Annotated in this window: 25 protein-coding genes, 1 tRNA gene and 1 pseudogene; 19 read left to right on the top strand and 8 right to left on the bottom strand. The window is 61.9% G+C overall.

What is annotated here, in order from left to right; translation table 11 throughout:
- Positions 1 to 71 precede the first annotated feature (71 nt).
- Together JQ567_RS28025 and JQ567_RS38935 are read left to right on the top strand one after the other, a co-directional pair.
- Complete coding sequence (locus JQ567_RS28025; protein WP_212441861.1) at positions 72 to 959, top strand: dihydrodipicolinate synthase family protein; 888 nt, start codon at positions 72 to 74, stop codon at positions 957 to 959.
- 214 nt (positions 960 to 1,173) lie between these two features.
- A pseudogene (locus JQ567_RS38935) lies at positions 1,174 to 1,269 on the top strand (IS66 family insertion sequence element accessory protein TnpB); the annotation flags it as partial.
- Between the two features lie 492 nt (positions 1,270 to 1,761).
- Here JQ567_RS38935 and JQ567_RS28015 read toward each other — a convergent pair.
- On the bottom strand, positions 1,762 to 3,246 hold the full coding sequence (locus JQ567_RS28015) for a PLP-dependent aminotransferase family protein (protein ID WP_212441811.1): 1,485 nt from the start codon (positions 3,244 to 3,246) through the stop codon (positions 1,762 to 1,764).
- Between the two features lie 87 nt (positions 3,247 to 3,333).
- Between JQ567_RS28015 and JQ567_RS28010 the strand changes: the two genes are divergently transcribed.
- The 3 genes from JQ567_RS28010 to JQ567_RS28000 all read left to right on the top strand — a co-directional run bounded on the left by JQ567_RS28010 (position 3,334) and on the right by JQ567_RS28000 (position 7,440).
- Complete coding sequence (locus tag JQ567_RS28010) at positions 3,334 to 5,385, top strand: molybdopterin-dependent oxidoreductase (RefSeq protein WP_212441810.1); 2,052 nt, start codon at positions 3,334 to 3,336, stop codon at positions 5,383 to 5,385.
- 11 nt (positions 5,386 to 5,396) lie between these two features.
- Entirely contained in the window at positions 5,397 to 6,851 is a 1,455-nt protein-coding gene (locus JQ567_RS28005; protein WP_212441809.1) for an amidase family protein, read from the top strand.
- A gap of 256 nt (positions 6,852 to 7,107) precedes the next feature.
- Positions 7,108 to 7,440 carry a transposase gene (locus JQ567_RS28000; RefSeq protein ID WP_212441808.1) on the top strand — a complete coding sequence of 111 codons (333 nt, stop codon included), beginning with the start codon at positions 7,108 to 7,110 and terminating at the stop codon, positions 7,438 to 7,440.
- Positions 7,441 to 7,797: 357 nt separating this feature from the next.
- Here JQ567_RS28000 and JQ567_RS27995 read toward each other — a convergent pair whose 3' ends face one another.
- Positions 7,798 to 8,712, bottom strand: a complete 915-nt coding sequence (locus tag JQ567_RS27995) for a LysR family transcriptional regulator (RefSeq protein ID WP_212441807.1) — start codon at positions 8,710 to 8,712, stop codon at positions 7,798 to 7,800.
- A gap of 94 nt (positions 8,713 to 8,806) precedes the next feature.
- On the opposite strand from JQ567_RS27995, the gene JQ567_RS27990 reads away from it, so the two are divergent.
- The 12 genes from JQ567_RS27990 to JQ567_RS27935 all read left to right on the top strand — a co-directional run bounded on the left by JQ567_RS27990 (position 8,807) and on the right by JQ567_RS27935 (position 18,503).
- Positions 8,807 to 9,991, top strand: coding sequence for an acyl-CoA dehydrogenase family protein (locus JQ567_RS27990; protein ID WP_212441806.1), 1,185 nt, complete (start codon positions 8,807 to 8,809; stop codon positions 9,989 to 9,991).
- 39 nt (positions 9,992 to 10,030) lie between these two features.
- Positions 10,031 to 10,981 (top strand): ABC transporter substrate-binding protein, encoded by a 951-nt coding sequence (locus JQ567_RS27985; protein WP_212441805.1) that lies wholly within the window; start codon positions 10,031 to 10,033, stop codon positions 10,979 to 10,981.
- Positions 10,981 to 11,775: an ABC transporter ATP-binding protein gene (locus tag JQ567_RS27980; RefSeq protein ID WP_212441804.1), complete on the top strand. Its 795-nt coding sequence runs from the start codon at positions 10,981 to 10,983 to the stop codon at positions 11,773 to 11,775. The genes JQ567_RS27985 and JQ567_RS27980 overlap by 1 nt, the downstream gene beginning before the upstream one ends.
- Positions 11,772 to 12,581: an ABC transporter permease gene (locus tag JQ567_RS27975; RefSeq protein WP_212441803.1), complete on the top strand. Its 810-nt coding sequence runs from the start codon at positions 11,772 to 11,774 to the stop codon at positions 12,579 to 12,581. The genes JQ567_RS27980 and JQ567_RS27975 overlap by 4 nt, the downstream gene beginning before the upstream one ends.
- Before the next feature lie 43 nt (positions 12,582 to 12,624).
- Positions 12,625 to 13,896 carry an aromatic ring-hydroxylating dioxygenase subunit alpha gene (locus tag JQ567_RS27970; protein WP_212441802.1) on the top strand — a complete coding sequence of 424 codons (1,272 nt, stop codon included), beginning with the start codon at positions 12,625 to 12,627 and terminating at the stop codon, positions 13,894 to 13,896.
- Entirely contained in the window at positions 13,893 to 14,390 is a 498-nt protein-coding gene (locus tag JQ567_RS27965) for an aromatic-ring-hydroxylating dioxygenase subunit beta (protein WP_212441801.1), read from the top strand. The genes JQ567_RS27970 and JQ567_RS27965 overlap by 4 nt, the downstream gene beginning before the upstream one ends.
- Positions 14,391 to 14,448: 58 nt before the next feature.
- Positions 14,449 to 15,384: a PDR/VanB family oxidoreductase gene (locus JQ567_RS27960; RefSeq protein WP_212441800.1), complete on the top strand. Its 936-nt coding sequence runs from the start codon at positions 14,449 to 14,451 to the stop codon at positions 15,382 to 15,384.
- An 18-nt stretch (positions 15,385 to 15,402) separates the two neighbouring features.
- Positions 15,403 to 15,924: a flavin reductase gene (locus JQ567_RS27955; RefSeq protein WP_212441799.1), complete on the top strand. Its 522-nt coding sequence runs from the start codon at positions 15,403 to 15,405 to the stop codon at positions 15,922 to 15,924.
- Between the two features lie 5 nt (positions 15,925 to 15,929).
- On the top strand, positions 15,930 to 16,490 hold the full coding sequence (locus JQ567_RS27950) for a nuclear transport factor 2 family protein (RefSeq protein WP_212441798.1): 561 nt from the start codon (positions 15,930 to 15,932) through the stop codon (positions 16,488 to 16,490).
- Between the two features lie 16 nt (positions 16,491 to 16,506).
- Entirely contained in the window at positions 16,507 to 16,716 is a 210-nt protein-coding gene (locus tag JQ567_RS27945) for a hypothetical protein (RefSeq protein ID WP_212441797.1), read from the top strand.
- Positions 16,716 to 17,537, top strand: coding sequence for an alpha/beta fold hydrolase (locus JQ567_RS27940; protein ID WP_212441796.1), 822 nt, complete (start codon positions 16,716 to 16,718; stop codon positions 17,535 to 17,537). The genes JQ567_RS27945 and JQ567_RS27940 overlap by 1 nt, the downstream gene beginning before the upstream one ends.
- 807 nt (positions 17,538 to 18,344) lie before the next feature.
- On the top strand, positions 18,345 to 18,503 hold the full coding sequence (locus tag JQ567_RS27935; protein ID WP_212441795.1) for a hypothetical protein: 159 nt from the start codon (positions 18,345 to 18,347) through the stop codon (positions 18,501 to 18,503).
- Between the two features lie 188 nt (positions 18,504 to 18,691).
- Here the strand turns inward: JQ567_RS27935 and JQ567_RS27930 are convergent, their stop codons facing one another.
- From JQ567_RS27930 to JQ567_RS27910, 5 genes are all read right to left on the bottom strand, one after another.
- On the bottom strand, positions 18,692 to 18,886 hold the full coding sequence (locus JQ567_RS27930) for a hypothetical protein (RefSeq protein ID WP_212441794.1): 195 nt from the start codon (positions 18,884 to 18,886) through the stop codon (positions 18,692 to 18,694).
- A gap of 77 nt (positions 18,887 to 18,963) precedes the next feature.
- Positions 18,964 to 20,526, bottom strand: coding sequence for a recombinase family protein (locus tag JQ567_RS27925; protein ID WP_212441793.1), 1,563 nt, complete (start codon positions 20,524 to 20,526; stop codon positions 18,964 to 18,966).
- A 211-nt stretch (positions 20,527 to 20,737) separates the two neighbouring features.
- Positions 20,738 to 20,812 (bottom strand) — tRNA-Val (locus tag JQ567_RS27920).
- A 92-nt stretch (positions 20,813 to 20,904) separates the two neighbouring features.
- Positions 20,905 to 22,176, bottom strand: coding sequence for a hypothetical protein (locus JQ567_RS27915; RefSeq protein ID WP_212441792.1), 1,272 nt, complete (start codon positions 22,174 to 22,176; stop codon positions 20,905 to 20,907).
- Positions 22,177 to 22,320: 144 nt separating this feature from the next.
- The gene (locus JQ567_RS27910; RefSeq protein ID WP_212441791.1) at positions 22,321 to 23,013 is read right to left on the bottom strand and encodes a DUF1134 domain-containing protein; all 693 of its coding nucleotides are present in this window, start codon (positions 23,011 to 23,013) and stop codon (positions 22,321 to 22,323) included.
- Positions 23,014 to 23,166: 153 nt separating this feature from the next.
- On the opposite strand from JQ567_RS27910, the gene JQ567_RS27905 reads away from it, so the two are divergent.
- Positions 23,167 to 23,631, top strand: coding sequence for a YHS domain-containing (seleno)protein (locus JQ567_RS27905; RefSeq protein WP_212441790.1), 465 nt, complete (start codon positions 23,167 to 23,169; stop codon positions 23,629 to 23,631).
- Position 23,632: 1 nt separating this feature from the next.
- Here JQ567_RS27905 and JQ567_RS27900 read toward each other — a convergent pair whose 3' ends face one another.
- Positions 23,633 to 24,460 carry a 3'(2'),5'-bisphosphate nucleotidase CysQ gene (locus JQ567_RS27900; protein WP_212441789.1) on the bottom strand — a complete coding sequence of 276 codons (828 nt, stop codon included), beginning with the start codon at positions 24,458 to 24,460 and terminating at the stop codon, positions 23,633 to 23,635.
- Between the two features lie 165 nt (positions 24,461 to 24,625).
- On the opposite strand from JQ567_RS27900, the gene chpT reads away from it, so the two are divergent.
- Positions 24,626 to 25,273: a histidine phosphotransferase ChpT gene (gene chpT, locus JQ567_RS27895; RefSeq protein WP_212441788.1), complete on the top strand. Its 648-nt coding sequence runs from the start codon at positions 24,626 to 24,628 to the stop codon at positions 25,271 to 25,273.
- Positions 25,274 to 25,604 lie beyond the last annotated feature (331 nt).

Here is a 25,604-nt window from a genome sequence, read left to right as displayed (position 1 = left end):
ACGGAATGTTTGCTAGACGCAATACGCGCAGCTAGTTTGGATTGTTCGGCCAAGCATCAGGTGAGACCAACATGATTGATCTAAAGGGACTGTCCGCGTTTCCAATAACACCCTCCGACCGAAACGGGAAAGTCGATGCGGGTGCGTTGCGCGCCGTGGTGGCTCCATTGCTTGAGGCCGGCGTCGATTCGGTCGGTCTGCTCGGCAGCACGGGAACGTATCCGTACCTCACAAGGGAGGAACGTCGCCGGGCTGTGGAGACAACAGTGGAGCAGGTCGCGGGACGGATGCCGGTTCTCGTCGGCATTGGTGCCCTACGCACTGACGACGCCGTGAAGCTCGCAAACGATGCACGGGTCGGTGGCGCCGCGGTAGGTTTGCTTGCGCCCGTTTCATATACGCCGCTGACAGATGAAGAGGTTTTTCAACATTTCACGACGGTGGTGCGTGAGAGCGGATTGCCGGTCTGCATCTACGACAATCCGGGAACCACGCACTTTCACTTTTCAGCCGACCTCGTGGCAAGGCTCGGCAAGGTGGAGGGCATCGTTGGCCTGAAGAGCCCGGCGCCGGAGGTCAACGAAATAGCCTCTCACTTATCTGGTTTGCGCCGCGCCGTCCCGCGCGGGTTCTCGCTTGGATACAGCGCCGACTGGAATTGCGTCGAAGCGCTGCTGGCCGGCGGTGACACCTGGTACAGTGTTCTCGGTGGCATATGTCCCAAGATATGTGTCGCAATCGCACAGGCCGTTGCGAAAGGCGACGCCCCAAGGGCGCGAGAGCTCAACGAACGTTTGCGGCCGGTTTGGGACCTCTTCAAGACCCATTCGGGCCTGCGAGTCGCCTACGCCATCGCTGAGAAGATTTGCGCTGCAAAGCCGCCACTTCCTATCCTGCCTCTGCCGCCCGCGATTGTTCGGACGATTTCGGAAACGATCGCCTCGCTCCAACAGGATTGAGACCGATCGACTGTTGGTTCTCGCAAATGCGCCCCGATTTCTAGAAGCAGAGGCAGGCTCGAGATTTCATACCAGTCGTCGTCGTTTTCTTGCCGGCCCAGACCCGTCTTGCAGTCTTCCTCCGGTGAGGGCCGCCTTGTTGGGATAGGCTGAGTGATGCGTAACTGTCCTTATCGACAGCCATAGGTATAGTACTCAGGTTGAGCGGCTCGAGGTGGTTGAGACGGGTCGACGGCGGCGCTGGTCTGACAACGGAAAGCTCCGAATCGTCATCGAGCGCTTGCAGACGCCGCGGGCGATATCATCTACCGCAAGACGGCACGGCATATCACGTTCGTTGCCGATGAGGTGGCAGCGGTCGTTTCGCCCGGAGCCTACTCCTCCTGAAATACAACGGGTCGGCTTCGCGCCGGTGATCGTTGCTGCTGGAGCCGAACCGGTAATTGTTTGCGACTCCGGTAAACGGGCGGATGGTGATTATCGTTGGCAAGGATCGTCAGGTCATCGTCGATACCGGCGTCGATGCGGCCGCTCTGTTCCAAGTGCTGCAGGTTCTGGAGCGCCGATGATCCCGCTCGCTGCAGGCTGAGAATCTGGATAGCCACCGGCCACACCGATATGCGCAAGGGCATGCAGGGTTTGGCATTGCTCGTGTCCAAGCGTCGTCCGCCTTGCGTGGCGTATCAGAGAATGAATCTCGCCAGATTTTGAACTCGCCTCGAACGCGGCGATCGGCGAGGGCGGTAAACCTTCACATTAGGGTGCATACTTATCCGACCCGCACGCCGTCAGCTTTCGGACATCAGCGGGCGATCTTCTCTGCAGCGCTACAGTGGTCTTTCGCGGCTTGGCCGAGCCGATGCGCGGCGGCGTTCAGTTCCTTGATGCTATGCCCTGAAAAGCCCAGAATGAATCCATCCGGTCCGCATCGATTGATCCGCATCTCGGAGAGCAGCTTCGCCTCGACTTCGGCCACCTCGCGGATGTGCATCGCGGTGTCCTTGGGCAGGCCGTTCGGCAGATAAGCAAGCATGTGCAGTCCCTGTGTCGGAACGGCGATGCGCAAGGCGCCGCTTGCTGCATTCCCCAAAGCAGTGGCGACGGCGTCGCGTGCCTCGCGATAGCGTGAGCGCATACGCCGCGTATGTGTTGCAAGAACGCCGTCAGACATGAGATCGGCCACGGCATCCTGCATGAAGCGTGGCGGGAACCGGTCATGTGCTGCGCGGGCGAGGACGACCCGCTCGACGACGGCAGTCGGCAGGACGAGATACGCTAGTCGCAGACCGGCAAAGAGAGTTTTAGTGAAGGTTCCGATGTAAATGACGCGTTCTCCGCCGAGTCCCGCGAGTGCCGTCAGTGGCGGTCCCGCAAATCGAAACTCGCTGTCATAGTCATCTTCCAGAATCCAGGCCTTGGACGAGCGCGCCCATTCAAGAAGCGCCACCCGCCGCGCCATGCTCATCGTCACTCCGGTCGGGAATTGATGCGATGGCGTGACGTAGGCTGCTTTGGCTGAAGGGTTGGACCGCAGACCCGAAGCGACGACAATGCCATCCGCGTCGACCGGCACGGGGACGAGCTTCATGCCGACGGTTTCAAGGGTGTGGCGTGCGGCGTAGTAGCCGGGGTCCTCCATCCAGACCGCGTCACCAGGCGACAGCAGGGCATCCGTGCAAAGCCGTATACCGTGCTGGGTGCCGCTGACGATCACCACGCAGCTTGGATCGCACCGGATGCCCCTGTTGGCGGCGAGGTGCCGTGCGATCTGGGTCCGAAGATGCTCGCTTCCGCGCGGATCGCCGTAGCCGAGTTGATCGTCCGTCGCCGTGGCGATCCGGCGTCGGACGTTGCTGGCCAGACGGCGCAGCAGAAAGGCATCGGCATGGGCATTTCCGAGCGCAAAGGCGCGGCGCGGCCCTTGCGCGATCTTGAACTGCGCTGGTGGCGCCGTCGACGCTCGTGCTGGCAGTCGAGCAGCGACATAGGTGCCTGCGCCGTGTCGGGCCTCGATAAGTCCGTCGCTGAACAGATGCTCATAAGCAGCCACGATGGCATTGCGCCGGACGCCAAGCTGCTCCGCGAGGGTCCGACTCGACGGCAGTTTCATCTCTGGTCTCAGGAGGCCGTCAATAATCGCGGAACGCAGCGCCGCATGCACCTGCTGTCCATGATTGCGGATCGATCGGTCCAGGCTGATCGGAAGGTCGAATACCTCCCGTCGCCGGCCTGAAGTGGTTGTCAATATTTGCCCCGAAGTGGACCTCGTTTCGACCACTTTGTTCATGCGACAAACCGGTGTCAAGCCATACGCGCCCGGCGCCGTAAGCGCCTGGTTCGACGCCCGTGCTCACCTTGCAACCGAGGACGCCAAATGAAGACGATCCGTGTGACCTGCGGCCATGATTGCCCCTGCATGTGCTCGCTGTTGGCGCAAGTCGATGATGGCAAGCTCATCAAGGTTTCGGGCGACCCGGAGCAGCCCTACACGGCAGGTTTCGCGTGCGCCAAGGTCAACCGTGATGCCGAGCTGGTTTACGCTCCGAATCGGATCAAGACGCCGCTGCGCCGGACCGGGCCGAAAGGATCGGGACAGTTTGCAGCGATCACATGGACTGATGCGCTCGACGAGATCGAGCAGCGCTGGAAGGGTATCGTCGCCAATGACGGGCCGCTGGCATTGCTGGGCTACGCCTATAGCGCGCACCAGGGCCAGATCAATCGGCACCTCATCAATGGCCTGTTCCACGCCATGGGCAGCAGCCGGCTGATGGCGGGCACCGTCTGCGACAGTTGCTGCGAGACCGCCTGGGACATGACGCTCGGGCCCGTCGGCGGCGCAGATCCTGAATCGGTCGCAGAGTCCGATTTGATCATATCCTGGGGCTGCGATCTCAAGGCGGTCAACGTTCACTTCTGGCAGAAAGCCGAACAGCGCCAGAAGCAAGGCATCAAGATCATCGTCATCGATCCCCGCCGGACGCGCACGGCACAAAGCGCCGACTGGCACCTCCCGATCAGAATAGGAACGGACGCAGCGCTCGCGATCGGCATCGTTCATATTCTCGTGCGCGACGGCAAATGCGACGAGGCATATCTTGCCAAGCACACGCTTGGCTTCGATCGCTGGAACGCCGAGGTCGTCGCGCAGTTTCCACCGGCGCGCGTCGCCGAGATCACCGGGCTCAGCGTCGATGACGTCGAGCGTTTGGCAGCTATGTACGGCGCAGCACCGCGCTCGTTCATCCGCATCGGCGAGGGCATGACCCGGCTCGCACGCGGTGGCCAGGCGCTCCGCGCGGTCGCGACCTTGCCGGCCGTCACCGGCGCCTACGGGCGGCGCGGCGGCGGTGCGTTGCTGCTCGCGGCCGGTTCGATCGACCTCGACTTCGCGTCCATTCGCAAGCCGTCCGGGCCGGCGCAGACCCGCCAGGTCAACCACAGCCTGCTCGGCGAAGCCCTGTTGACGATGAAGGAGCCGCCGATCAATGGACTTTTGATTTGCGCGAACAATCCGGCTGTGACCAATCCGGAGGTCCAGAAGGTCAAGCAGGGCCTGTTGCGCGAGGATCTCTTCACGGTCGTGCATGATCCGATCTTCACGGACACGGCCAAGTACGCTGATATCGTCTTGCCGGCGACGACCTACCTCGAGACTTCGGACTTTTATCGCAGTTACGGCAGCTACTACATGCAGTTTGCGCTGGCGGCTGTCGCGCCCCAGGGCGAGGCATGGTCGAACATGCAACTTGCCCAGGAGTTGGCGCGCCGCATGGGCGTGACGGACGAGGTCTTCCGCCTGACGCCTGAGCAGATATTCCCGAAGTTTTTTGAGGGCTCGACGGGCGCGGTCGCGAAGGTCGATCCGAAGCAGCTGCTCGATCATCGCGCGGTCAAGGTGGCGCCCGAAGGCGATGCCCAGGAATTCCGCACCAAATCCGGCAAGCTCGAGATCTATTCGGCCGATCTGGCGGCGGAGGGCGTGCCGCCGATGCCGATCTGGGAAGCCGATCCGCAGGAGGTCATGGATGCCGCCAAGTGGCCGCTGCGGCTTTTGACAACGCCAGGGTACTTCCAATCCCATACCGCTTTTTCCGCGAATGATTTTCTGCGCAAGCGTGAAGGTGAGCCGTCCTGCGTCCTCCATCCGAAGGAGGCCGAGCGGCGTGTCCTTGCGAACGGCGCCAAGGTTCGTCTCTTCAACGAGCGCGGACATATCGGCCTGGTTCTCAAGATCAGCGACGAAGTGGGAGAGGGCGTCATCCTCGTGCCCGGCCAGCGGCCGGAGGCCGAGGCTGTTTCGGGGACGGTGAATATCCTCTGTTCCGATCGGCTGACCGACATGGGTGCGGGCGCCACCTACCAGAGCACGTTCCTCGACGTGGAGGCTTGGGACCACCCCGCGCAATCGACGTCTGCTCGTTAGGGGCTGGCGCGATGACGACGGCGTCCGGCGGCGACCTGGCCTCGCTCTCGGCCTGCGCGCTCGCAGAACTCGTGCGTCAACGCCGGGTGTCTCCCGTTGACATCGTCGACGACCTGTTGGCTCACCTCGACGTGGTCGAGCCAACGCTCAATGCGCTTGTCGTGCTCGATCGCGAAGGCGCCAAAAGCGCAGCGCGCGCCGCTGAAGCCGCCGTCATGCGCGGCGGTGCGCTCGGCGCGCTGCATGGTGTTCCGGTCACGATCAAGGACATTCAGGCTGTTGCGGGCCTGCCGACCCGTCGCGGCTCGCGGCTGTCCGATCCGTCACCGGCTGCTGCCGACTCGGTGGCGGTTGCAAGGCTGCGAGCTGCGGGCGCCATCATCGTCGGCAAGACGACGATGACCGAGCAGGGATGGACCGCCGCCGGTGAGAATCCGTTGACGGGCGCCACGCAAAATCCGTGGCGTATCGGCCTGACGCCGGGCGGCTCATCCTCGGGCGCGGCGGCACTCGCGGCTGCCGGTTGTGGTCCGCTGCATCTTGGCACCGATGGCGCGGGCTCGGTTCGCTTGCCGGCCCACTTTTGCGGCGTCGTCGGTTTCAAGCCGACGTTCGGAACAGTCCCATATGTACCGACGCCCAGCAACGGCCTGCTCTCGCATATCGGGCCGATTGCGCGCGATGTCGCCGATGCAGAACTCATGGTCGAGGTGATGGCCGGAGCCGATCCGCTGGATCTCACCTCCCATCCGGCTGGCTATCGGCGTGCTCCATCGCGCAGCATTGCAGGCCTGCGCATCGCCTTCAGTCCCGATCTCGGCCATGCGCGGGTCGATCCCGAGATCGCCTGCTGTGTAAAGCGAGCGGCACCGACTTTTGAAGCGCTTGGCGCCAAGGTTGAGGTGGTCTCACCGTCCTGGGGGCCGCGCGGCCCGGAACTGATCCGTGCCCTCTGGGGCGCCCCTCTGCTGGCATTCACCCCGGCCGATGCTGCGAGCGAGAAGCAGATGGATGCTGGGCTTGTCGCCTGTCTGCGTGATTTTGCCGGTGTGACATGGCGTGACGTCAACGCCGCGCAGGCGCGACGTCTCGCCTACGCGGCGGATGTGGGGCATTGGTTTGCGGAGGGATGGGATCTGCTGATCACGCCGTCGGCGTCGGTCGCGGCCTTCCCGCATGGCCGCCAGGTTCCCGATCACTGGCCGCATCATGCGTGGGATTGGCTCAGCTGGGCGGAGTTCTCCTACCCATTCAATCTTTCGCACGGTCCCGCAGTCTCTTTGCCATGCGGATTGACATCCGATGGACTTCCCGTGGGACTGCAAATCGTCGGCCCGCGCTTCGCCGACGCCCTCGTCATGCGCGCCGCCGCAGCATTCCTGGATGCAAAGCCGTTCCAAGCGGCGGCTTTTCCGCTGCGTCCGCCGCACCCTATTGGGCGGACATCGATCGTTCAAAATCACTAAACAGACCGGCTAGCCCCGCGAGCCACGCTGAGGCAGCCTTCGCAACGGTAGGGCTTGCCGGTGGTACCTGATGGCCTACCGTTGGTCAGGAGAAGCCCAGTAAGCGCAAGACTCCGTCGTTTCGGGTGCCGCGCAATGGACGATTATCGAGATTGATCAGCCGACCTCCAATCTTTCTGAGTCAGAAAGTCGCATTTTGGGAGCTTGTGATCCTTGATAATTTTGGGAGATTCGTTTTTCGGCAAGCGGAGCTGAGATGGATCACGCAATAGCGGCTGACAGTGCATCGCGATTTGAAGCATTTGTCGAGGGACTTGTGAGCGTGATCGGTCATGCGGACCGTGCCAGGCCGCTGCGGGATTACTGCGTTGGCCTGATGATGCCATGCGAGCGCAAGCGTAGAGCCTATGGCGGCGGTGCCGCACCTGAGCGGACGGGAGCGCAGCATCAATCACTACTGCATTTTGTCGGCGAAGGGCGCTGGTCGGATGAGAAGGTCTTGGCCAAGGTGCGCGAGATGGACTCGCACGACGCCGAGGCCATGGGAATCCCAACAAGGACTGTTACGTCGGCGTCAATCCACTACTAGGTCCGTTGGAGCATCACCCATTGGACCAAGGTGGCTGCTAGTGTTCCCCCCCGAGAAACGCCGCAACGAAATCGCAACGAATTGGGTGAAACGACCGTGAACAGAACGTGACGAAAACACCTGCCGAAGTAAGAAAATCAATAACTTACACTGCGTTCGGGACGTAGGGGGCTATCTGCTTCAAACAGCCACGATCAGCGAGTGTCGGTATCGGTGGTTGCGAGTCTCGATTTGAACTTACAATCCGTGGTGTTGTGCAACAGATTCCTTGATCGAGGATCTCATCATAGTGTGGACGGGCAACTCGCCATTTCGACCGCTGCTAGAGATTACTCACGGACAGCCCGCAGTCAAAGTTCAGGCTGTTTTCGCGAACATCGAGACCAGTGTGTCGCGCAGCCAGTTGATGCCCATGTCGCTTGCGAAGCGTGAATGGGTGTGGACCATGATCTGAGCCGGCGGCAGGTCGAATGGAAGCGTCAGCAAACGAAATGCTTTCGCAGTGTTGAGTTGGCGCGCCAGGATTTCCGGAAAGATCACCGCGAGGTCGGTGTCGCGCACGATGTCGGGCGCCACGGTAAAATGACCGAGCCGAACGGCGATTTGCCGCTTGATGCCGGTCTCGGCGAGCCATTGTTCGATCATCTGATGGCCGGGTGCGCTGGTGCCGGCGTGGACATAACGCAGCTTAACGAAATTGTCCTTCGTGAGTTTGGACCTTCCCATCGGATGGTCGCGACGAACCATGCAGACGAAATTGTCCTCGAAGAACGGCTTGCTCAGGCATTCGCCGTCGAGGTTCCGGAGATAACCTATTGCCAGATCGACTTCGCCGGCGCGCATCGCGCCAACGATCGAATCCACGGCCAGCGGCACTACGTCCAGCCGGACCAGCGGAGCGACACGAACCAGCCGGGCCATCAGGCGCGGCAGATGAATGACCTCCGACACATCTGACATCGCGACGCGAAAGACGCGCTGCGTCACCTTTGGTTCAAAGGCGACGCGTTCCTGGATGGCGCGATTGATGATGCCGAAGGCCTGATCGAGCGGCTCGTGCAGGCGCACCGCGGCGTCCGTCGGCAGCATCCGGTTTGCAGCGCGAACAAACAAGGGATCATTGAACCGATCCCGCAAGCGGCGGAGCGCATGACTGATGGCGGGCTGGGTGAGCCCGAGCCGGTCGCCGGCGGCGGTCAGGCTCCGCAAATCCCAGATCGCAAGAAAAACGCGCAGGAGGTTGAGGTCGAGACCTGCATTCATTTCGCTCATGAAGCGAATTATAACTATGAATTTGACTTAGATCAATGCGAGCGGACAATGACAGCACCGGAGCAATGAAGCGTCGGCGAGTGCTGGAGCGACGATGAAGAGCAGCGTTGGCCTGATACCAGCGGTTGAGCCTTTGGCGGCGGAGCAGGACATTTTGGCCCTGCATGACCTCGTCGCCGAGATCAGCGCGCGCCGCGACGAGTTCGACCGCCTCTCGCATGTCCCGCGCGACGTCGTCAGAAGCATGAAACGGGCCGGCATTTTCCGGGCCGCGACGCCAAAACGGTTCGGCGGCGACGCACGACCGCCCCATGAATTTCTACGGATGATCGAGGCGATTGCGGTCGTCGATGGATCGGCGGCCTGGGTCGCGGCGTTTGGTTCAGCCAATACCTATTTGGCGGCGCTGCCGATCGAGACCCAGCGAACGATCTACGCCAATGGTCCTGACCAGGTCAATGCCGGCGGCCTCTACCCCGTGCAGCCGGCACGCCTCGTCGAAGGCGGCGTGCGTGCGACCGGTCGCTGGCGGTTTGCCAGCGGCTGCATGGCCGCCGACTGGATCGGCGTCGGTATCTCCATCGACAAGCCTCTGCCTAATTCGCCGACGCAGAGCGCGACCTACATGGCTGTTTGTCCGGCCAGCGAAGTGGAGATCATCGAAAACTGGGACGTGGTCGGCATGCAGGGCACCGGCAGCCATGACACCAGCGTGCAGGACAAGTTCTATGCCCTGGATTGGATCAGCGCGCGGGGGGCGGCCGGCCTGATCGACGAGCCGCTCTATCGCTATCCGGTACTTTCCTATCAGGCGGAGGTGCACGCAGCCGTGAACATCGGGTTGGCGCGTGCGGCGCTGGACACCGCAACCGAGATGTCAGGCGGCACCAAGATCATGCCCGGTGCAGCAAAACTCGCCGACCGCGCCTACTACCGGTCGGAGCTCGCGCGTGGCGAAGCGAAATGGCGCAGTGCGCGCGCGTTCTTCTACGAATCGTCGGAGCGCGCGTGGGACGTTCTGCTCGCAGGCAATCCGATCAAACCGGACCTTGAGAACCTGCTGCGTCTCAGCGCTACGCATGCCGCGCATACTTCCGCGGAGGTCGTGCAGCAGGCGTACCGGATCGCGGGTATGGCGGCCATCCATAAATCGCACCGTCTGCAAAGGATCTTCCGCGACTCCATTGTCGTCACACAGCACGCGTCGCTGAACGAAGGCACCTATGAAGCGGCGGGGGCGCTCTTCACGGGAGTGCCACCGGGAATGCCATATCCGTGAGTTGCTGCACCGATCATCCAATTTGAGGGGCGATGAACTATGGAACGAATAGCGCTTACCCGACGTGCATTCATCGCCAGCAGCGTTATCGCGGCGGCGACGCGGCCGACACATCTTTTGGCGCAAGGAGCGCCGATCAAAATCGGCGTCGGCTCCGATCCGGTTTATTCATCTTTTTATCTCGCAGCCCACGAAAAGATGTTCGAGGCGAAGAAGTTGAACGTCGCACTTCAACTCTATGCCGACGGTAGCGAAGCGCTAAACGCCCTCGTTGCGCAGCAGGTAAGTCTGGCGGCGGCAGCCGAGCCGACCCACATGGTTCGTTTTGCGCGCGCCGAAATGCGACCGCTCGCGGTTGTCTATCAGTCGGGCCGCTACATCAAGATGGTGCTCGGCAAGGACATCGACAACCCCGGGAAGATCAAGAAGTTCGGCATCGTGCCGGGTTCGGTCAGCGAGTACGCCGCGCTTCTGGCGCTGAAGATGATTGGGCTGGATGCCAGTACGGTGCAGATGGTTCGCAGCGGCCCACCGGAACTGCCGGCGCTGCTCGCCCGCGGCGACATCGACGCGTTCTTCGCCTGGGAGCCATGGCCGACCAACGGCATCAAGCAGGGTGGCCGGGTGATCATGACCAGCAAGGAGGTCGGTTATACCGACACGATGTGGATTACGGCCGCCGCAGCCTGGTTCGACAGCAATACCGAGGCTGCGCGCGGCATCCTGAAAGTCCTCGCGCGCTCGTGCGAGATCGTGGTTCGCGAACCGGAGCGGGCGGCGGCGGCGGTGCAGGCGGTCACCAGAATCCCGGTTGCACAGACGCTGAGCGCGCTCAAAGACGTGGACCCGGGCGTGCGCGATTTCACCGATGCCGATTTCGAGAGTTTCGACGGTATCGCAGCCTTCTTGGCGCAGCAGAAGGTGACACCTTCCGTGGTCGATTTCCGTCGCGTCATCCAGCGCGGCTTCTACAAGCCGGAGCGGGCGTAATGTCCGGCTCATCCATTGCGATCAACCAGCTTAGCCTGACGCTCGACGGCAACGAGATCGTCTCACGTATCGACCTGCACATTGCCGCCGGCGAATTCGTCTGCCTGCTCGGGCCAAGCGGTTGTGGCAAATCCACGCTATTGAACGCGATTGCTGGATTCGTTCCCTCCAATGGGCAGATTCGCGTCGCTGATCGACCAGTCAGCGGTCCGGGCGTCGACCGCGGTGTCGTGTTTCAGTCGTCAGAAGCGTTGTTTCCGTGGCTGAGCGTGCGCGAGAATGTGGAATATGGCCCCCGCCTGCGCGGCATGGCCGCCCGCCAACGCGCTGAGCTCGCCGATCATTATTTGGCACTGGTTGGGCTTTCGCAAGCGGCCGAAAAATTTCCCGATGCGCTGTCGGGCGGCATGCGACAGCGGGCGCAGATTGCCCGTGTGCTCGTCAACGAGCCGTCGGTCGTGCTCATGGACGAGCCGTTCGGCGCCCTCGATGCCCAGACGCGCGAGGTATTGCAGCGTGAGCTCGATCGCATCTGGCGCGCGACCGGCTGCACCATCGTATTCGTGACGCACGATATCTGGGAATCGATCCTCCTGGCCGACCGCATCGTGACCATGACCGCAGGTCCGCGGGCGACCATCAAGACCATCGAGAAGGTCGACCTGCCGCATCCGCGCGATCCGGCTGATCCGGCGAGCCTGGCGCTTTATCGCCGGCTGCGCGACGATATCGGCGCGGAAGTTACCCGCGTGCTGCGTGCCCAGGGCCTCACCACCGAGGAGGTCGCGGCATGACCGAGACCGTGCAAGTGGCTCCGATCAAGACTCCAGTGCGCCCGGGTTTATCGCCGACGCTGAACCGGATCGGATTGACGGCGCTCTCGATCCTGTGCGGCGTGTTGTTCTGGAACATTTTGTCGCGATATTCGTCGCCACTGTTCATGCCATCGCCGGCGGCTACGCTGGAGGCCGCCAAAGAGCTGATGGAGGACGGCACGCTGGTCCGGGCGGTGCTCGCCTCGTCGGCCCGGATTGCAAGCGGCTGGGCGTTGGGTGTTGTGGTTGGCATTCCGCTCGGGATTATCATGGGCCGGTTCGTGCCGATCCGGCAGTTTCTCGACCCCTATATCGAGTTCTTCCGGTTCATCCCGCCGATCGCCTTCGTGACGCTGGCCGTGATCTGGCTGGGACCGGGCGAGTCGGCCAAGGTGGCGCTGATCTTCTACACCACGGTCTTCATCGTCACGCTCAACACCATCGCGGGCGTGCAGGCGGTCAATCCGCTGCGGCTGCGGGCGGCTGCCAGCCTCGGCGCGGGGCCGCTGCAAATGCTGACTACGGTAATCCTGCCTTCGACCGTACCGTTCATGGTCACCGGCGCCCGAATCGCGATGGGAAATTCCTTTCTCACCGTCGTATCGGCGGAGATCGTCTCGGCAGACAGCGGTCTCGGTGCCCTGATCTGGACGGCGCGGAACTTCGCCCGCACCGAATGGGTGTTCGTCGGAATCCTGGCGCTTGGCATGCTCGGCTACGTCTTTGACCGTCTGCTGCGGATCGCGGTGGGGCTGCTGTTGCGCCGCTATCACCCGACGACCTGACGCGCTGTCTGGCCAACGAACCGTTCGAACGAGGAGTTGACGAATGAACATCGCAGCGAAGCTCGCGCCCGAAGCCGCCATGCTGGTCCGTCCGGATCGCGTGCAGTCGAGCATGTATACCGATCCCACCATCTTCGAGGCGGAAATGACCCGGATCTTCGAACGGACCTGGGTCTGGGTCGCCCATGCCAGCGAGATCGCCGAACCCGGCGATTTCAAGATGGCGATGGTCGGCCTGCAGCCGGTGATCGTGGTGCGCGATCGCAAGGGCGCGGTGCATGTGCATGTCAATCGCTGCCGGCATCGCGCGGCAACGGTCTGCGAAGTGGCGAAGGGCAAGACCAATAGTTTCGTCTGCCCCTATCACGGCTGGAGCTATGCGCTCGATGGATCGCTGCGCGGCGTGCCCCACGATGCGGGGTATGCAGGCGCGATCGACAAGCGCGAGTTCCCGCTGAGATCGCTTCGCGTCGAAGAGTATGCCGGGCTGATTTTTGCGAGCTTCAGGCATGACATCGAGCCGCTCAGCGATTTCCTCGGCGGGGCGAAGAAATGGATCGACCTGTTCATGAAACAGGGCGCGGGCTATCCATTGGCCACGCTCGGCGAGCACAAATTCCGTTTTCCCGGCAACTGGAAGATCCAGCTCGAGAACACCACGGACGCCTATCATTTTCCCCTGGTTCACAAATTCTTCCTGACCGCCGCGGACAAGGAGACCGAGGCGATGATGGACATCATGAATAATGGCGGCTTCGTCGAGGATCTCGGCAACGGCCACAGCGTGATGACGATGATGCCGAGCCTGACTGATCTCGAGGAAAACCTTGACGCGCCGATCCCGAAGAAGTTCGAGGCTCTCGCGGCCGAGCTTGCGCAGGATCATTCCGACCAGGAGGTGCGGCGGATCGTGCGCGCGGTCGGCGGCACCGGGTTCAATCTGAATCTGTTCCCCAATCTCGGCTGTTCGGCGGCGTTTTTCCGCGTGCTGCAGCCGATCTCGGTGGACGAGACGGAAGTGCGCCATGTCGCGCTCGGCATGCTAGGTGGGCCGAAGGCGGCCAACCGTGCGCGGCTGCGCATCCATGAGTTCTTCCAGGGACCGATGGGCTTTGGCAGCCCCGACGACGCCGAGGTATGGGACCGTGTGCAGCACGGCGCCCAGGGCGGCAAGGATCTCTGGCTGATGCTCAACCGCGGTATCGCCGGCGAGGAACTGCTTGCCGACGGCCATCGCCGCAGCGACGTCAGCGCCGAGACTGGGATGCGCGCGGCCTACCAGCAATGGAAAGCGATGATGGAGCAGCCCGCATGAACATGCCCGTCGTCATAACGCCGGCGATCGGTCTCGAAGAGGCCAGCGAGTTCGTATCGCTCGAGGCCGACCTGTTGGACCATGCCTGCTACGAGGAATGGCTCGCGCTGTGGACGGCTACGTCGCGCTACGTCGTGCCGATCGATCCCGCCGCTATCGAATTCGAGGATACGCTCAATTATGCCTACGACGATGACGAGATGCGCCGCAAGCGCGTCGATCGCCTGTTAAGCGGACAATCCATTTCGGCATCGCCAGTGGCGCGCACGGTGCGCCTGTTGTCGCGTTTCCGCATCCTTGAGTCGGACGGCGCAAGTTGCGATTTACGTTGCGCCCAGTTCCTGACCGAGCATAGGCGCGGCCGCACGCGGGCTTACGCGGCGAACGTAAGCTACAGACTGGTTCGCGAGACGGGTGCGCTGAAGATCGATCAAAAGGTCGTTCGGCTCATCAACTCGACGGAGGCACTCGGTGGCATCAGCTACATTCTCTGAACCAGCCATTGCGGTACCGGAGCCTACTCCTGCCGAGCATGGGTCCACGCGCGATCTCATGATCGCGCGCCGAGAACAGCCGGCGCAAGGCATCGTCGTTCTCGACCTCGTCGATCCGGCCGGCGGCAGGCTCCCGCCGTTCGAGCCCGGCGCGCATGTCGATGTGGAGATCTCGCCAGGGCTGATCCGTCAATATTCGCTCTGTGGCGATCCGGCCGACACCCACGTTTACAGGCTCGGCATTCTGCTTGAGCCTGCCTCGCGCGGCGGCTCGGCCGCCATCCACGCCAGCTTCCACGCCGGATCGCGCATCAGAATCGGCTCACCGCGAAACCTGTTTCCGCTCGCCGCCGAGGCGCGCCGCTCGATCCTGATCGGCGGCGGCATCGGCATCACGCCGATTATGGCCATGGCGCACCATCTGTACAGCACCGCGCAGGACTTCGAATTATACTACTGCGCGCGGGCGCCCGAAAAGGCCGGGTTCCTGTCGGAGCTCAACGAAGCCGGCTTCCGCGACCGCGTCCATCTCCACTTCGACGATGGCCCGGAGGTGCAGCGCTTCGATGCTGCACGCGATCTCCCGCAGCCGGCGGGTGGCGTTCATCTCTATGTCTGTGGCCCCGAGGGGTTCATGAACTGGATCATCGCGGACGCTCAGCGGCTCGGCTACCCCGACGCGCAGATACACCGCGAGTATTTCAAGACCAGTGTCGACCATTCGGGCGAGGCGTTCGAAGTTCTGCTTTCGCGGAGCAACCGGCGTGTCACGGTTGGTGCGGAGAGCTCGATCGTCACGGCGCTGGCGGACGCGGGCGTCAGGGTTACGACCTCCTGCGAGGAGGGGATCTGCGGCACCTGCCTGTGCACGGTGCTGTCAGGCATTCCCGATCATCGCGACGTCTATCTGACGGACGAAGAGAAGGCCGCGAACGACCAGATGCTGCTGTGCTGTTCACGGTCGAAGACGCCGCAGCTCGTGCTCGATATCTGAGCTTCAGGGAGAACCGCGATGCCGGCAAATGTCGATCAGCAAGCGTTCAGAGAGGCCATGAGCAGGCTCGGCGCGGCCGTGAACATCATTACGACGGATGGTCCCGCGGGCCGGCATGGATTGACGGCGTCCGCCGTCTGCAGCGTGACGGACACGCCTCCGACGCTGCTGGTCTGCGTCCGGCGCGATGCCGGCGCCCACGACGTGCTCAGGGTGAACGGCGCGCTTTGCGTCAACATACTCGCGGGCCGTCATCAGAATCTGTCCGATGATTTCGGCCGTCACGGAATTGCGGTCGAACAGCGTTTCGCCGGCGGGTCATGGACCCAATTGACGACGGGAGCGCCGGTGTTGATCGACGCGGTGGCAAGCCTCGATTGTCGGATCGCAAGGGTGGCGGAGGTCGGCACCCATAGCGTCCTGTTTTGCGAGGTCGCTGAAATCGTGACCGCGGCCCAGCCGGAGGGACTGATCTATTTCAATCGGCTGTACCACCATATTGGATCGCCCCTCAAATCCCCTGACGAGGCCTATGCATGAGTGAAATGACCAAGGACGTGCTGCAGTCGCTCGAAGCGCTTGCGAAGCGAATCGAAACATTAGAGGCGGAGGCCGAAATTCGCCGCGTGCAGGCGCGCTACATGTTTCTTTGCGATACCCCGTGCCCCGAGGCCGGGGTTGAGAACGATAGCCAGCGCATCGAGTGCATTCTCGACCTTTACACCGAGGATGCGATTTGGGAGGGGGTCGGCGCCTATTACGACAATCAGTTCGGCCAGCGCGTCGGCAAGGCGGCGCTGCGCGAGCATTTTGAGGCATTCTGGGGCCAGAAGCGCGATCCTGCGTTGTTGCTCAACGTGCATTATCTCACCTCGGAACAGATCCACGTGCGGGGCGATGAGGCGGACGGGCAGTGGGTACACTGTCAGCCCTGGATTTTCTCTGACGGCTCGTCGCTGCTGCGGTCCAGCCGGTTGAACAATCTGTTCCGCAGGGTTGATGGCGTCTGGAAGGTCTCCCGGACGCGGACCGAGAACGTATTCGTGGCGCCCCTCGGCGCCGGCTGGGCAAATAACGTGCCGGATCGTTCCGTTCTGATGCGGTGACGAGAGAGGGGCAGTGATGACGGGCCCAGGTGCCAGGATGTGGCAGACCTACACGCTGCATGGCTTCACGGTCATGGTCGTCCAGCGCTGGGACGACCCGTTCGGCACGCCAATGGTGAGAATTGCCGACGCCGGAGATGAGGAAAGGGCAGAGGGCATGCCCGAGGTCACCTTTCTGGCGCATGCCGTTCCGGTCTCGGTCATAATCCCGAAGGACGAACGCTGATGTCCGATCGCCATCTTGTCACTGAACGCCGCTTCGTTGCGACGCCGAGGGCGCGTATCCACGTCGCGACCGCCGGCGAGGGCAGGCCGGTCCTTCTCCTGCATCAGACGCCGCGCTCCTGGGACGAATATCGCGACGTGCTCCCTTTGATCGGCCGGCATTATCGGACCATCGCGATGGACACTGCCGGCTTTGGCGACTCGGCGGCGCTGCCGTTTGAGGATAACTCGATCGAAGCGTGGTGCGCCTGTGCCTTCGATCTGCTTGACGCACTCGAACTGCCCAAAGTCGCTATCGTTGGCCATCACACCGGAGCTGCGATCGCGATCGAGATGGCAGCTGCGAAGCCTGAGAGGATTGTCGCCGCCGTGCTTTCCGCACCGCCCTATGTTGATGCCGAACGGCGCGCGAACGCTGCAGGCAAGAGGGTTGTCGATGAGGTGACGCCAGATGCCGACGGAAGCCACCTGGTTGCGCTTTGGCAGATGCGCCAACCCGACTATCCCGCAGGTGGGATCGATCTTCTCGATCGCTTCATTGTCGATGCGCTGAAAGCCGGGCCATTGGCTGCCGAGGGCCATCGTGTGGTCAATGGATATGCAATGGAAACGCGCCTGCCGCTTGTGCGGTGTCCCGTCAAGGTACTGGCGCCCGCCGCAGATCCGCATGCCTTTCCCGTCGCAGGCAAGGTGGCCGGCGCCATCTCTGGCGCGTCCATAGTCGAGATTGCCGGTGCCATGGTGCCGTTTCCCGATCAGATGCCTGAAGTTTTCGCAGAAGCCGTCCTTGCGTTCCTCGCGCGCGAGTATCCGCCTAGGTAGAGCGATACGTGAAGATCTGCGGTGATCGGCTGCCCAGTTCGGCTTGTGACCGAACCGAGTCAAGCAGCAAAAAAATGAATGCTTAGGTGGCCCAGTTCGGCGCCGTCGCTTTGCCAAATTGCGGCCGCCCCATCGGACGCGAAGCGGTAACAGATTTTCAACGAGCCCGTATCGCAAGAGCTGCCACGTCCTTCGCTGAGAAGATTGGTGGGGCGGATGGTGGGGCGGAGCCAAAAACTTGCCAAAAACCCGCAAAAAAAGCAGGGCGCGACCGGCATCACCTCTGCCACGCTTCTTTGAATCCACCAATCGACAAGTTCCCGAGTTTAGGCGGACGATCGGAGGCGATATCGCAGATTTGCGTCGTGTGGGGAAAAGCGGCAGCGGTCTGCTGACTCGAACCCCCGACAGCTCGCAAGACAAACGCACCGCCTAGTGCAAGGTGGCTTCGGCACGACAGCCCTGCTAGGTCAGTCGTTTCATCGGTGCCGTTGGGGTCGGACTTGCTTCGACTTAATACCTCAGCGAACATTGTTCTCGTGGGTAACGCCGCAACGAAATCGCAACGAATTGCGCGAAACGACCGTGAACAAAACGTGGCAGAAACGCCTTCCGCAGCCATAAAAATCAACAACTTAGAAGATGATCACTGCGTTCGGGACGCACGGTTCGGAACTCGCAGTCTTACATTTTCCGCTGAGGTGCGTTGCTCCGTAATCCGTCATGCGCGAATCCGCGCGTTCTCAAAAATGCTTGGCGGCCAGGAGGGTGAGCAGAACTGCGCCCGAAGTCGCACCGACCGCGACCATGTCCATCAGGTTTCGCGCGGCCATCAATATCATTGGTGAGGCACGGGTCGACGTCGGACTGATCTTGCTCGCTTTGCGCTTTGACTTCGGTGGCGTCTTCTTTGCTCGCATTACCTTCCCCGAAAAAATGGCGGGTCAGGCGCGCTTGGCGGCCTGACCCTGACGCTTTCCCTGCCGAGGTTTGCCCTCGATCTGCGAGCCACCATGTCATGGGCTCGGCCGTGAAGGCTTAACGCGACTGGTAAACCAAAGCTGACCAGCGTTGTTGGTTTATGAATTCGCGACGTCTGCGTACCGGTGTTCTGAACCGGGGTTTGCCGTAGTCAACGCATCCGATTCGATCAGCTAGACTTTGCCCTTCTTTACGACCTGATATCCGTTGACTGCCAGATCCTGCAGGATCGCCTTTGCGATATGGACGCTCTGATCCGGCGCGATCCATTCATAGTCCAGGTTCGGGCCGCCGTCGCCCTCGGGGTACTTGATGAAAGCCGTATGGATCGCATTGGTGATGAGAATTTCGACCGCTTGGTCTGACATTTGTAGGCACTCCAATGTTCGGCCAAGACTAGCAGCAGGCGGGAGAAATTGGTTCAGAATATTGGCACGCGGCGCCGTCAGCTACGCAGCCTTGACTGGACAGCGCAACCGAGACCGTCGCTGCTTTCGAGGCGCACAGCATTGCGGCGCGCCAGCGAGGCATCCGAGAGCCACAGATATGAACCGCGGACTTTTGGCGAGGGCATCAGCACGTAGTCCTTGATAGTCTTGTTCGTTCTGTCCAGCCGAGCAATAGCCAATAGCCCCGGTGGCAAATGCCTTCGGCACACTCTCCACTGCTCGGAATGGTGTGGCTTCCGCTTCAATTGTCGGGCAACGAGGAGCGTGAGCGTTCGTCTCCGGTTGAGCGGAAGCCTGATGCCGTTTTCGCGATCACGCTGCGGTGAGCCGGTGCCAAGAACTCTAGCCATTCGCGTCGCATGTTCTGTCAGAACCTTGGACCAATATTCTCGCGTATCGATCCAGTCGCAGTCACGCGGTGACGTGTAGCCGATGAGATCGAATGCCTTCTTTAACGAACCGAAATGCTTGATATAGCTTGAGGCGGAGGGAAGGCCAGGCGCGTTGTTGATGATGCTGGAGGTCAACTCTCCCTTTTTTGCGAGCGTGATGCGCAGGCGAACCAGCATTTGCTCGTCCGATATCGAGATGTACCGGTCCCCCATTATTTTCTGAGCACGCGCGAAAATCTTGGGGTCGACGATCGGCTCAATGATCCCTTCGCGACGGACCCAGAGATGACCGGGGTTACGGACCTGCTTTTGCCCCAGTCGCCGGGATGTCCGATTATGCACGAGGTTACCCACATAGTTCTCGTTCCCGAGAATTCTGTGAATCATGTCGGCCGTCCAGGGACGGCCGTGTTGGTTGGTGACCTTTTGTCGATTGAGCAGACGTGCGATCTTGCTATTGGGTTGCTGTTCGACAACGAACAAATGAAAGATTCGTCGCACGGTCTCCGCCTCTTCGTCAGAGCCGAGTCGAAGACGCACGCGGTCCGTCTTTAGATATTTCTGCTGTCCCCTAGCGAGCTGTCCCTTCGAGTTCAGGTCCTCGCCGATCAGCTCCCGGCGAAGGCCGAAGGTGAGGGGGGCGCCTACGCGATAGCCGAGGCCCGCAATACGGCATTGACCGGTGTGAACCTTGACGGAAAGTTCTCGGCTCCACTCGGCCGCCATTACCCGTTTGACGTTCTTGGCGATACTCGATAGCAAACTGCCGTCATTGTCGAATTGCTCGGCACAGTAGGCGACCTTGACGCCGTTTTTTTTGCAGATGAACTCGTAGTAAGCGCTCTCATCTACATCCTGAAACCGTCCCCAGCGGCTGACGTCGTAAACCAAAATATGGTCGAAATCCGCACGCCCGGATTGAACGTCGTCGATCAGCTCGATGAGGCCCGCGCGTCCCTTAATCCGTAGGCCGCTGCGCCCTTCGTCGACATAGGTCCGAACGATCGTAAATTGTTTTTGCAGTGCGTAGGCCGCGATCGTAGCGGCTTGGTTCTGGATCGAGTAGCGTTGAAAGTCGGTCGACATTCGCACATATTGAGCGGCCCGAAGCGCTCTGATGCGCTTCGCCAAATCCGTTCCCTTGCGCACGACAAGCGAATTGGCCATCAGCCGATGTCCAGTTGGCATCGATATCTTAGCAGGATGTCGTCGTAACGGATCAGCAAGTCTCTTCCCTGGCATCGAAATCGCAGCGCTTCGCGAGCGCGGCGGAGCGTTTTTTGCCGGCCCGATCGGGAGTGCCCCTATTGTGCCCCAGTTTTTTTGGGGCACTCTCTAAGGGAATCTGGCCGATAAGTGATTGAATGTGAAGGTCTAATGGTGGACGCACAAGGGATCGAACCTTGGACCTCTCCCGTGTGAAGGGAACGCTCTCCCGCTGAGCTATGCGTCCGGGGTCCGGCGAAATCAGCGCCGTCAGAGCCCGCGATTTACGAAGTGAGGGCCCATAGTGTCAAGCAAACAAAGCGGCCGAATCGAAGCGAATTACGCCCCTTGCTGGCGGGCGCGGGAGGCGTGCGACTGCAGGGCCCGGATTCGCTCGGCCAGGGTGCCGCCGCCTTCGGAAGGCGTGGTGGCGGCCGTGTCGTTGGCCGGGGGCTTCGGAGCCGCCGGTTCCGCAGCCAGCATGGCCTCGATCGCCGAATTCGGCCCCTCCAGCTGGATCGCCAATTTGGCCACCTCGGCGGCGATGTCGTTGATGCGTTCGCGCAGCAGCGCGTTCTCCATGCGCTCGGTGGCCCACGAGCTTTCGGCCTGCTGCTGGATCGCGTTGATGTCGCGCTGCAGCTTGGCGCGTTCGTCGCGCGCGACACGAAGCTGTTCCTCGACCGCGGCCTTCTCGCTGCGCAGCTTTTCGATCGCGGGCGAATTGCCGCCCTGGCTCAGGGCCGCGATCTCGACACGCAATTCCTTGGTCGTGCGCTCGGCGACGTCGTTGGCCTGCTTGAGCTGGTTGTTCTCGAATTCGCGTTCGGCCAGGAGCTTGCCCTGGGTGGCGAGCCGCGCTTCGAGATCGTTGACGCGGTTGCCGAGCATTTCGGCTTCCTTGACCTGGATGATCAGCTGCCGGTCCAGATCGGTGACGCGCTGGCTCAGATTTTCGACGCGGCTGCGCGCCTCGTTGAGTTCGCGCGTCGCGTTCTCGGATTCGCTGCGCTCCTGTCCGAGCCGGACTTGCGTCGCCGCGAATTCCTTTTCGGCGTCGCCGACGCGGTTCTTCAACTCCTCGATCTGGGTACGCACCGCGACCAGCTCGACCTGGCGGCTGTCCGCCACCATCGAACGGTCTGACAGTTCATGATTGATCTTGGCGAGTTCGCCCTGCTTGTCGGTCAGCGCCTTTTCGGCGCCGCGCAGCATCTCGGTCTTGGCCGCGAATTCCTCCTCGGTGGCGCGCAGCTGTTCCTTCACCGCCTTTTCGCGCGCCTCGAGCCCGAAGATCGTGGCGTTCTTCTCGCCAAGCTCGATCTTCATGCGGTTGATCGCGTCGGATTTCTTGCCGAGTTCGGCAAGCTGGCTGGTGGTCTTGTTCTTGAGCTGGTCGACGCTCATCTCGAGCCGCCGCGCCGACATCGCAAATTCGGCGCGCAGTTGGTCCTTGTCGGCCTGGATTTCAGCCATCGACAGCGGGGTGGCCGCTTCCAGTCGCCGGGTCGTCAGCCGGACCGCGCGGTTATGCACCAGCGGCACGATCATCAGGCCAAACAGCATCGAGACCAGAAAACCGATCGCCAGATACATGATCGGTTCGATCATGGATGGACACTCCCCGAGGGCATAAAGAATTCGTTAATCACAATGCCATGGGGGACCGGCAAAAGGCCAGCCCAATGCCGCGTTAACCTGAATCGTGAAGATCAATGTGTGCTGCTGTTCAGGAAACCGTTGCTCAGGAAAAGGTCAGAACGGGTTCCAGGTCGCGCGCGGGGTAAATTTGAGATAGCCGATATTGGCGCCGAGCCGAAGACCGATGCCGGAGCGAATCGGCACCAGCACGATGTTGTTGGCGGTGAGCGCGGTCATGCCGAAGCCGCCGACGATATAGGCCGAGCCGTCGATGCCGGCGAAGCGCTGATAGATCGCGTTGGTGGCGGGCAGATTATAGACCAGCGTCATGGTGCGGGCGCCGTCGCCGCCCCAGTCGAAGCCGACCGACGGACCCTGCCAGTAGACCCTGAGGTCGCCGGCGTTCTTGGTGTAGAGCGTGCCTTCGCCGTAGCGCAGGCCGGCGACAAAGGCGCCGGAGCCTTCCTCGCCGAGCACGTAGCCGTTCGGCAGGCCCCATTGGCTCACCGCGCGCTCGATGATCGATGCCAGCCCGCGCGAGACGTTGCCGAAGAATTTGTGGCCGGCGTTGACCAGTTCGTCCGGCCCATAGGTCGCCGGGCTCGGCGCGCGCTGCGGCGGCGCCTGCTGGACCGGAGCCTGCTGGTACGGCGTTTGCTGCGCAGGAGCCTGCTGGTACGGCACCTGTTGGCCCGGTGCCTGCAGCGGCGCCTGTTGCATCGGCCCCGACTGCTGCGCAGGTGCGGGCACAGTCCAGCACATCAGCGCGGCGAGCGTTACCGCGGCAAGGCGTGAGACGAAAATCATCAAAGAACCCCTGGTATCGAAATTCTGGCCGCCGCCTTAACCTGACGCCAACAAGCACGGCTCTAGGTTGCGCCCAGTGTCCCCTCGACTCGTATGTTATCGGTATCAACTATGACGGCACAACGGCAGGAAAGATATGGTTGGCGCCCCGGAATGGCCATTTTCGCGCTATGCGCAGGCTTTTTCGGCGTTCTCTGCCTTGATTTCACCGCCCTTGCCGCGACCACCGAACGGGTGGTGGTCAATCGCTATTCCGGCCTTGCGATCGAGGGGTTTGATCCCGTCGCCTATTTCACCGATTCCGTGGCCGTCCAGGGCGTGGCGGATTTCGAGGCCGCCGAGGCCGGCGCCGTCTGGCGCTTTCGCAACGAGGGCAATCGCGCTTCCTTTGTCGCCCACCCCGAGGTCTATGGCCCGCAGTTCGGCGGTTACGATCCGGTCGACCTGGGGCGAGGGGTTACCTATGCCGGTAACCCGCGGTTCTGGGTGGTCGCAGGCCAGCGGCTCTATCTGTTCGGCCGCGAGGAAAACCGCGATGCGTTCAAGGCCGATCCTTCGCGTTTCCTGAAAGACGCCGCCGCCCGCTGGCCTCGACTCGAACAGGGCCTGGCGCAGTAAATCAGGACGGGGCCTCGGGATCGCCCCAGGCGATGAATTCCGGCACGATGAAGTCTTCGCGGCCACAACCAAAATGCAGCGCGGCGCCGGTCGAATCCGTGATCTTGCCGCCGGCGGCCGTGACCACCGCATGGCCCGCCGCCACATCCCATTCGCAGGTCGGCGACAGGCGGGGATAGATATCGACCGCGCCTTCCGCCACCCGGCCGAATTTGACCGCCGAGCCAAGTTCAGCGCGCACGGCTCCGGGCCTTGCGGCAATAAAGGCTTCGGTGCGGTCATCGCCATGCGAGCGGCTGACGGCCACGGTCCAGGCTTTTCCCCTGATCGGGCAGGGCCGCGTCCGGATCGGCTCGATCCGCGGCGCGCCACCGTCAATAAGGGTCAGCCGCTCGGCGCCCCGGCCGACGATGCCGCGCCAGATCAATCCAAGTGCGGGCGCGGCTACGATGCCGAGCAGCGGCACCCCGCCGGTCACCAGCGCCAGGTTGACGGTGAATTCGGCGCGACCGGCGACGAATTCCTTGGTGCCGTCGAGCGGGTCGATCAGGAAGAAGCTGTCCTTGTACGGCAGTTTCGCCAGATGCGTCCGCTCCTCGGACAATGACGGTATATTTGGCGCCAGCCGCGCAAGGCCTTCGCCGATGATGCGGTCGGCGGCGAGATCGGCTTCCGTGACCGGCGATCCGTCGGTCTTGCCATCGACCGTCATGGCGGCGCGGTTGACGGCAAGGATCGCGGCGCCGGCCCGGATCACCAGATCGGTCAGCGGCTCGATCAGGGCGCTAGCGGCCACATGATCGATAACGGGCAGAGTTGCCTCATTCATAAGCGGGAGCTCATTTGCTGTTCGTGTTCCCTTGACCGGTGCCGCCCTGTGCTGGCAGCACGCGCCTGCGCAGTGTATCAAACCACCGAGCATGCGTGATTCGTAATTGTCCGCCGGCAGTCTCTTGCAGCGATTGGGGACTGCGCGGCCTTCCAGGAAGATCCGATGTCTGGCACTCCCTCTCCCGGCGTCGCTCCCGACGCCCTCGAACTTGCGGCACTGCTGTGTTCGCGGGTCTGTCATGATCTCATCAGTCCGGTTGGCGCCATCGTCAATGGGCTGGAGGTCCTCGACGACAATCCCAAGCCCGAAGATCGTGAATTCGCGCTCGATCTGATTCGCAAGAGCGCCAAGACCGCCTCGGCCCGGCTGCAGTTCTGCCGGCTGGCGTTTGGCGCGGCCGGCTCGGCCGGCGCGCAGATCGATCTCGGCGACGCCCAGACCATGGCGCGCGGCCATATCGAGGACGGCAAGATCACCATCAGCTGGAATTTGCCGCGGCTGTTGCTGCCCAAGAACCGCGTCAAGCTGCTCTTGAACATGCTGGTCATTGCGCAGCAGACCATTCCGCGCGGCGGTACGCTGACCATCGACCCGATCGGCGACGGCGAGACGATGAGCTTTCGCGTCACCTCGGCCGGCCTCAACGCCCGCGTGCCGCAAAACATCGCCGACCTCTTGAGTGCGAGTTCCAGTTCGGCCATCGATGCGCATGCGGTGCAGCCTTATTACACGCGGCTTTTGGCGCAGGCCTGCGGGCTCGCCGTGACGCTCGTGCTCGACGGCGACAAGGTGCTCGTTACCGCCGCCTGAGCGCCGCCACGCGGCGATTATGGTTAACCAAAGGTTGATATTGGACGGCTGGATTCATTGCAGCCGTCTTATCTCTTTGTTGAGCCCGTTCTTTTCCATTTGCTCAACCAATATTAAACGCTTTGCATAGAAGCTGGCCAAGTTCCGTCGGGGCACGTCGATGTCGCGTGCCGGTGCGTGCGAAGGCCGGTTTCATGGATGATTTGTTGCGGGAATTTTTGACCGAGACCAGCGAGAGCCTGGATACGGTCGACAATCAGTTGGTGCGGTTCGAGCAGGACCCGAACAACGCGAAGATTCTGGATAACATCTTTCGCCTGGTGCACACGAT

This window comes from Bradyrhizobium sp. AUGA SZCCT0431, from assembly GCF_018131065.1.
Classification (GTDB): domain Bacteria; phylum Pseudomonadota; class Alphaproteobacteria; order Rhizobiales; family Xanthobacteraceae; genus Bradyrhizobium.
This window is presented reverse-complemented; position numbering and strand designations above follow the sequence as displayed.

Coding starts and splice junctions, on each gene's coding strand:
- JQ567_RS28000 (WP_212441808.1), top strand. CDS start 7,108: ATGGATCACGCAATAGCGGCTGACAGTGCATCGCGATTTGAAGCATTT.
- chpT (WP_212441788.1), top strand. CDS start 24,626: ATGTCTGGCACTCCCTCTCCCGGCGTCGCTCCCGACGCCCTCGAACTT.
- JQ567_RS27950 (WP_212441798.1), top strand. CDS start 15,930: ATGACCAAGGACGTGCTGCAGTCGCTCGAAGCGCTTGCGAAGCGAATC.
- JQ567_RS27975 (WP_212441803.1), top strand. CDS start 11,772: ATGACCGAGACCGTGCAAGTGGCTCCGATCAAGACTCCAGTGCGCCCG.
- JQ567_RS27960 (WP_212441800.1), top strand. CDS start 14,449: ATGATCGCGCGCCGAGAACAGCCGGCGCAAGGCATCGTCGTTCTCGAC.
- JQ567_RS27955 (WP_212441799.1), top strand. CDS start 15,403: ATGCCGGCAAATGTCGATCAGCAAGCGTTCAGAGAGGCCATGAGCAGG.
- JQ567_RS27925 (WP_212441793.1), bottom strand. CDS start 20,526: ATGGCCAATTCGCTTGTCGTGCGCAAGGGAACGGATTTGGCGAAGCGC.
- JQ567_RS27990 (WP_212441806.1), top strand. CDS start 8,807: ATGAAGAGCAGCGTTGGCCTGATACCAGCGGTTGAGCCTTTGGCGGCG.
- JQ567_RS28025 (WP_212441861.1), top strand. CDS start 72: ATGATTGATCTAAAGGGACTGTCCGCGTTTCCAATAACACCCTCCGAC.
- JQ567_RS27985 (WP_212441805.1), top strand. CDS start 10,031: ATGGAACGAATAGCGCTTACCCGACGTGCATTCATCGCCAGCAGCGTT.
- JQ567_RS27935 (WP_212441795.1), top strand. CDS start 18,345: ATGTCCATCAGGTTTCGCGCGGCCATCAATATCATTGGTGAGGCACGG.
- JQ567_RS27945 (WP_212441797.1), top strand. CDS start 16,507: ATGACGGGCCCAGGTGCCAGGATGTGGCAGACCTACACGCTGCATGGC.
- JQ567_RS27995 (WP_212441807.1), bottom strand. CDS start 8,712: ATGAGCGAAATGAATGCAGGTCTCGACCTCAACCTCCTGCGCGTTTTT.
- JQ567_RS28005 (WP_212441809.1), top strand. CDS start 5,397: ATGACGACGGCGTCCGGCGGCGACCTGGCCTCGCTCTCGGCCTGCGCG.
- JQ567_RS27980 (WP_212441804.1), top strand. CDS start 10,981: ATGTCCGGCTCATCCATTGCGATCAACCAGCTTAGCCTGACGCTCGAC.
- JQ567_RS27940 (WP_212441796.1), top strand. CDS start 16,716: ATGTCCGATCGCCATCTTGTCACTGAACGCCGCTTCGTTGCGACGCCG.
- JQ567_RS27900 (WP_212441789.1), bottom strand. CDS start 24,460: ATGAATGAGGCAACTCTGCCCGTTATCGATCATGTGGCCGCTAGCGCC.
- JQ567_RS27970 (WP_212441802.1), top strand. CDS start 12,625: ATGAACATCGCAGCGAAGCTCGCGCCCGAAGCCGCCATGCTGGTCCGT.
- JQ567_RS27905 (WP_212441790.1), top strand. CDS start 23,167: ATGGCCATTTTCGCGCTATGCGCAGGCTTTTTCGGCGTTCTCTGCCTT.
- JQ567_RS27910 (WP_212441791.1), bottom strand. CDS start 23,013: ATGATTTTCGTCTCACGCCTTGCCGCGGTAACGCTCGCCGCGCTGATG.
- JQ567_RS27915 (WP_212441792.1), bottom strand. CDS start 22,176: ATGATCGAACCGATCATGTATCTGGCGATCGGTTTTCTGGTCTCGATG.
- JQ567_RS27965 (WP_212441801.1), top strand. CDS start 13,893: ATGAACATGCCCGTCGTCATAACGCCGGCGATCGGTCTCGAAGAGGCC.
- JQ567_RS28015 (WP_212441811.1), bottom strand. CDS start 3,246: ATGAACAAAGTGGTCGAAACGAGGTCCACTTCGGGGCAAATATTGACA.
- JQ567_RS27930 (WP_212441794.1), bottom strand. CDS start 18,886: ATGTCAGACCAAGCGGTCGAAATTCTCATCACCAATGCGATCCATACG.
- JQ567_RS28010 (WP_212441810.1), top strand. CDS start 3,334: ATGAAGACGATCCGTGTGACCTGCGGCCATGATTGCCCCTGCATGTGC.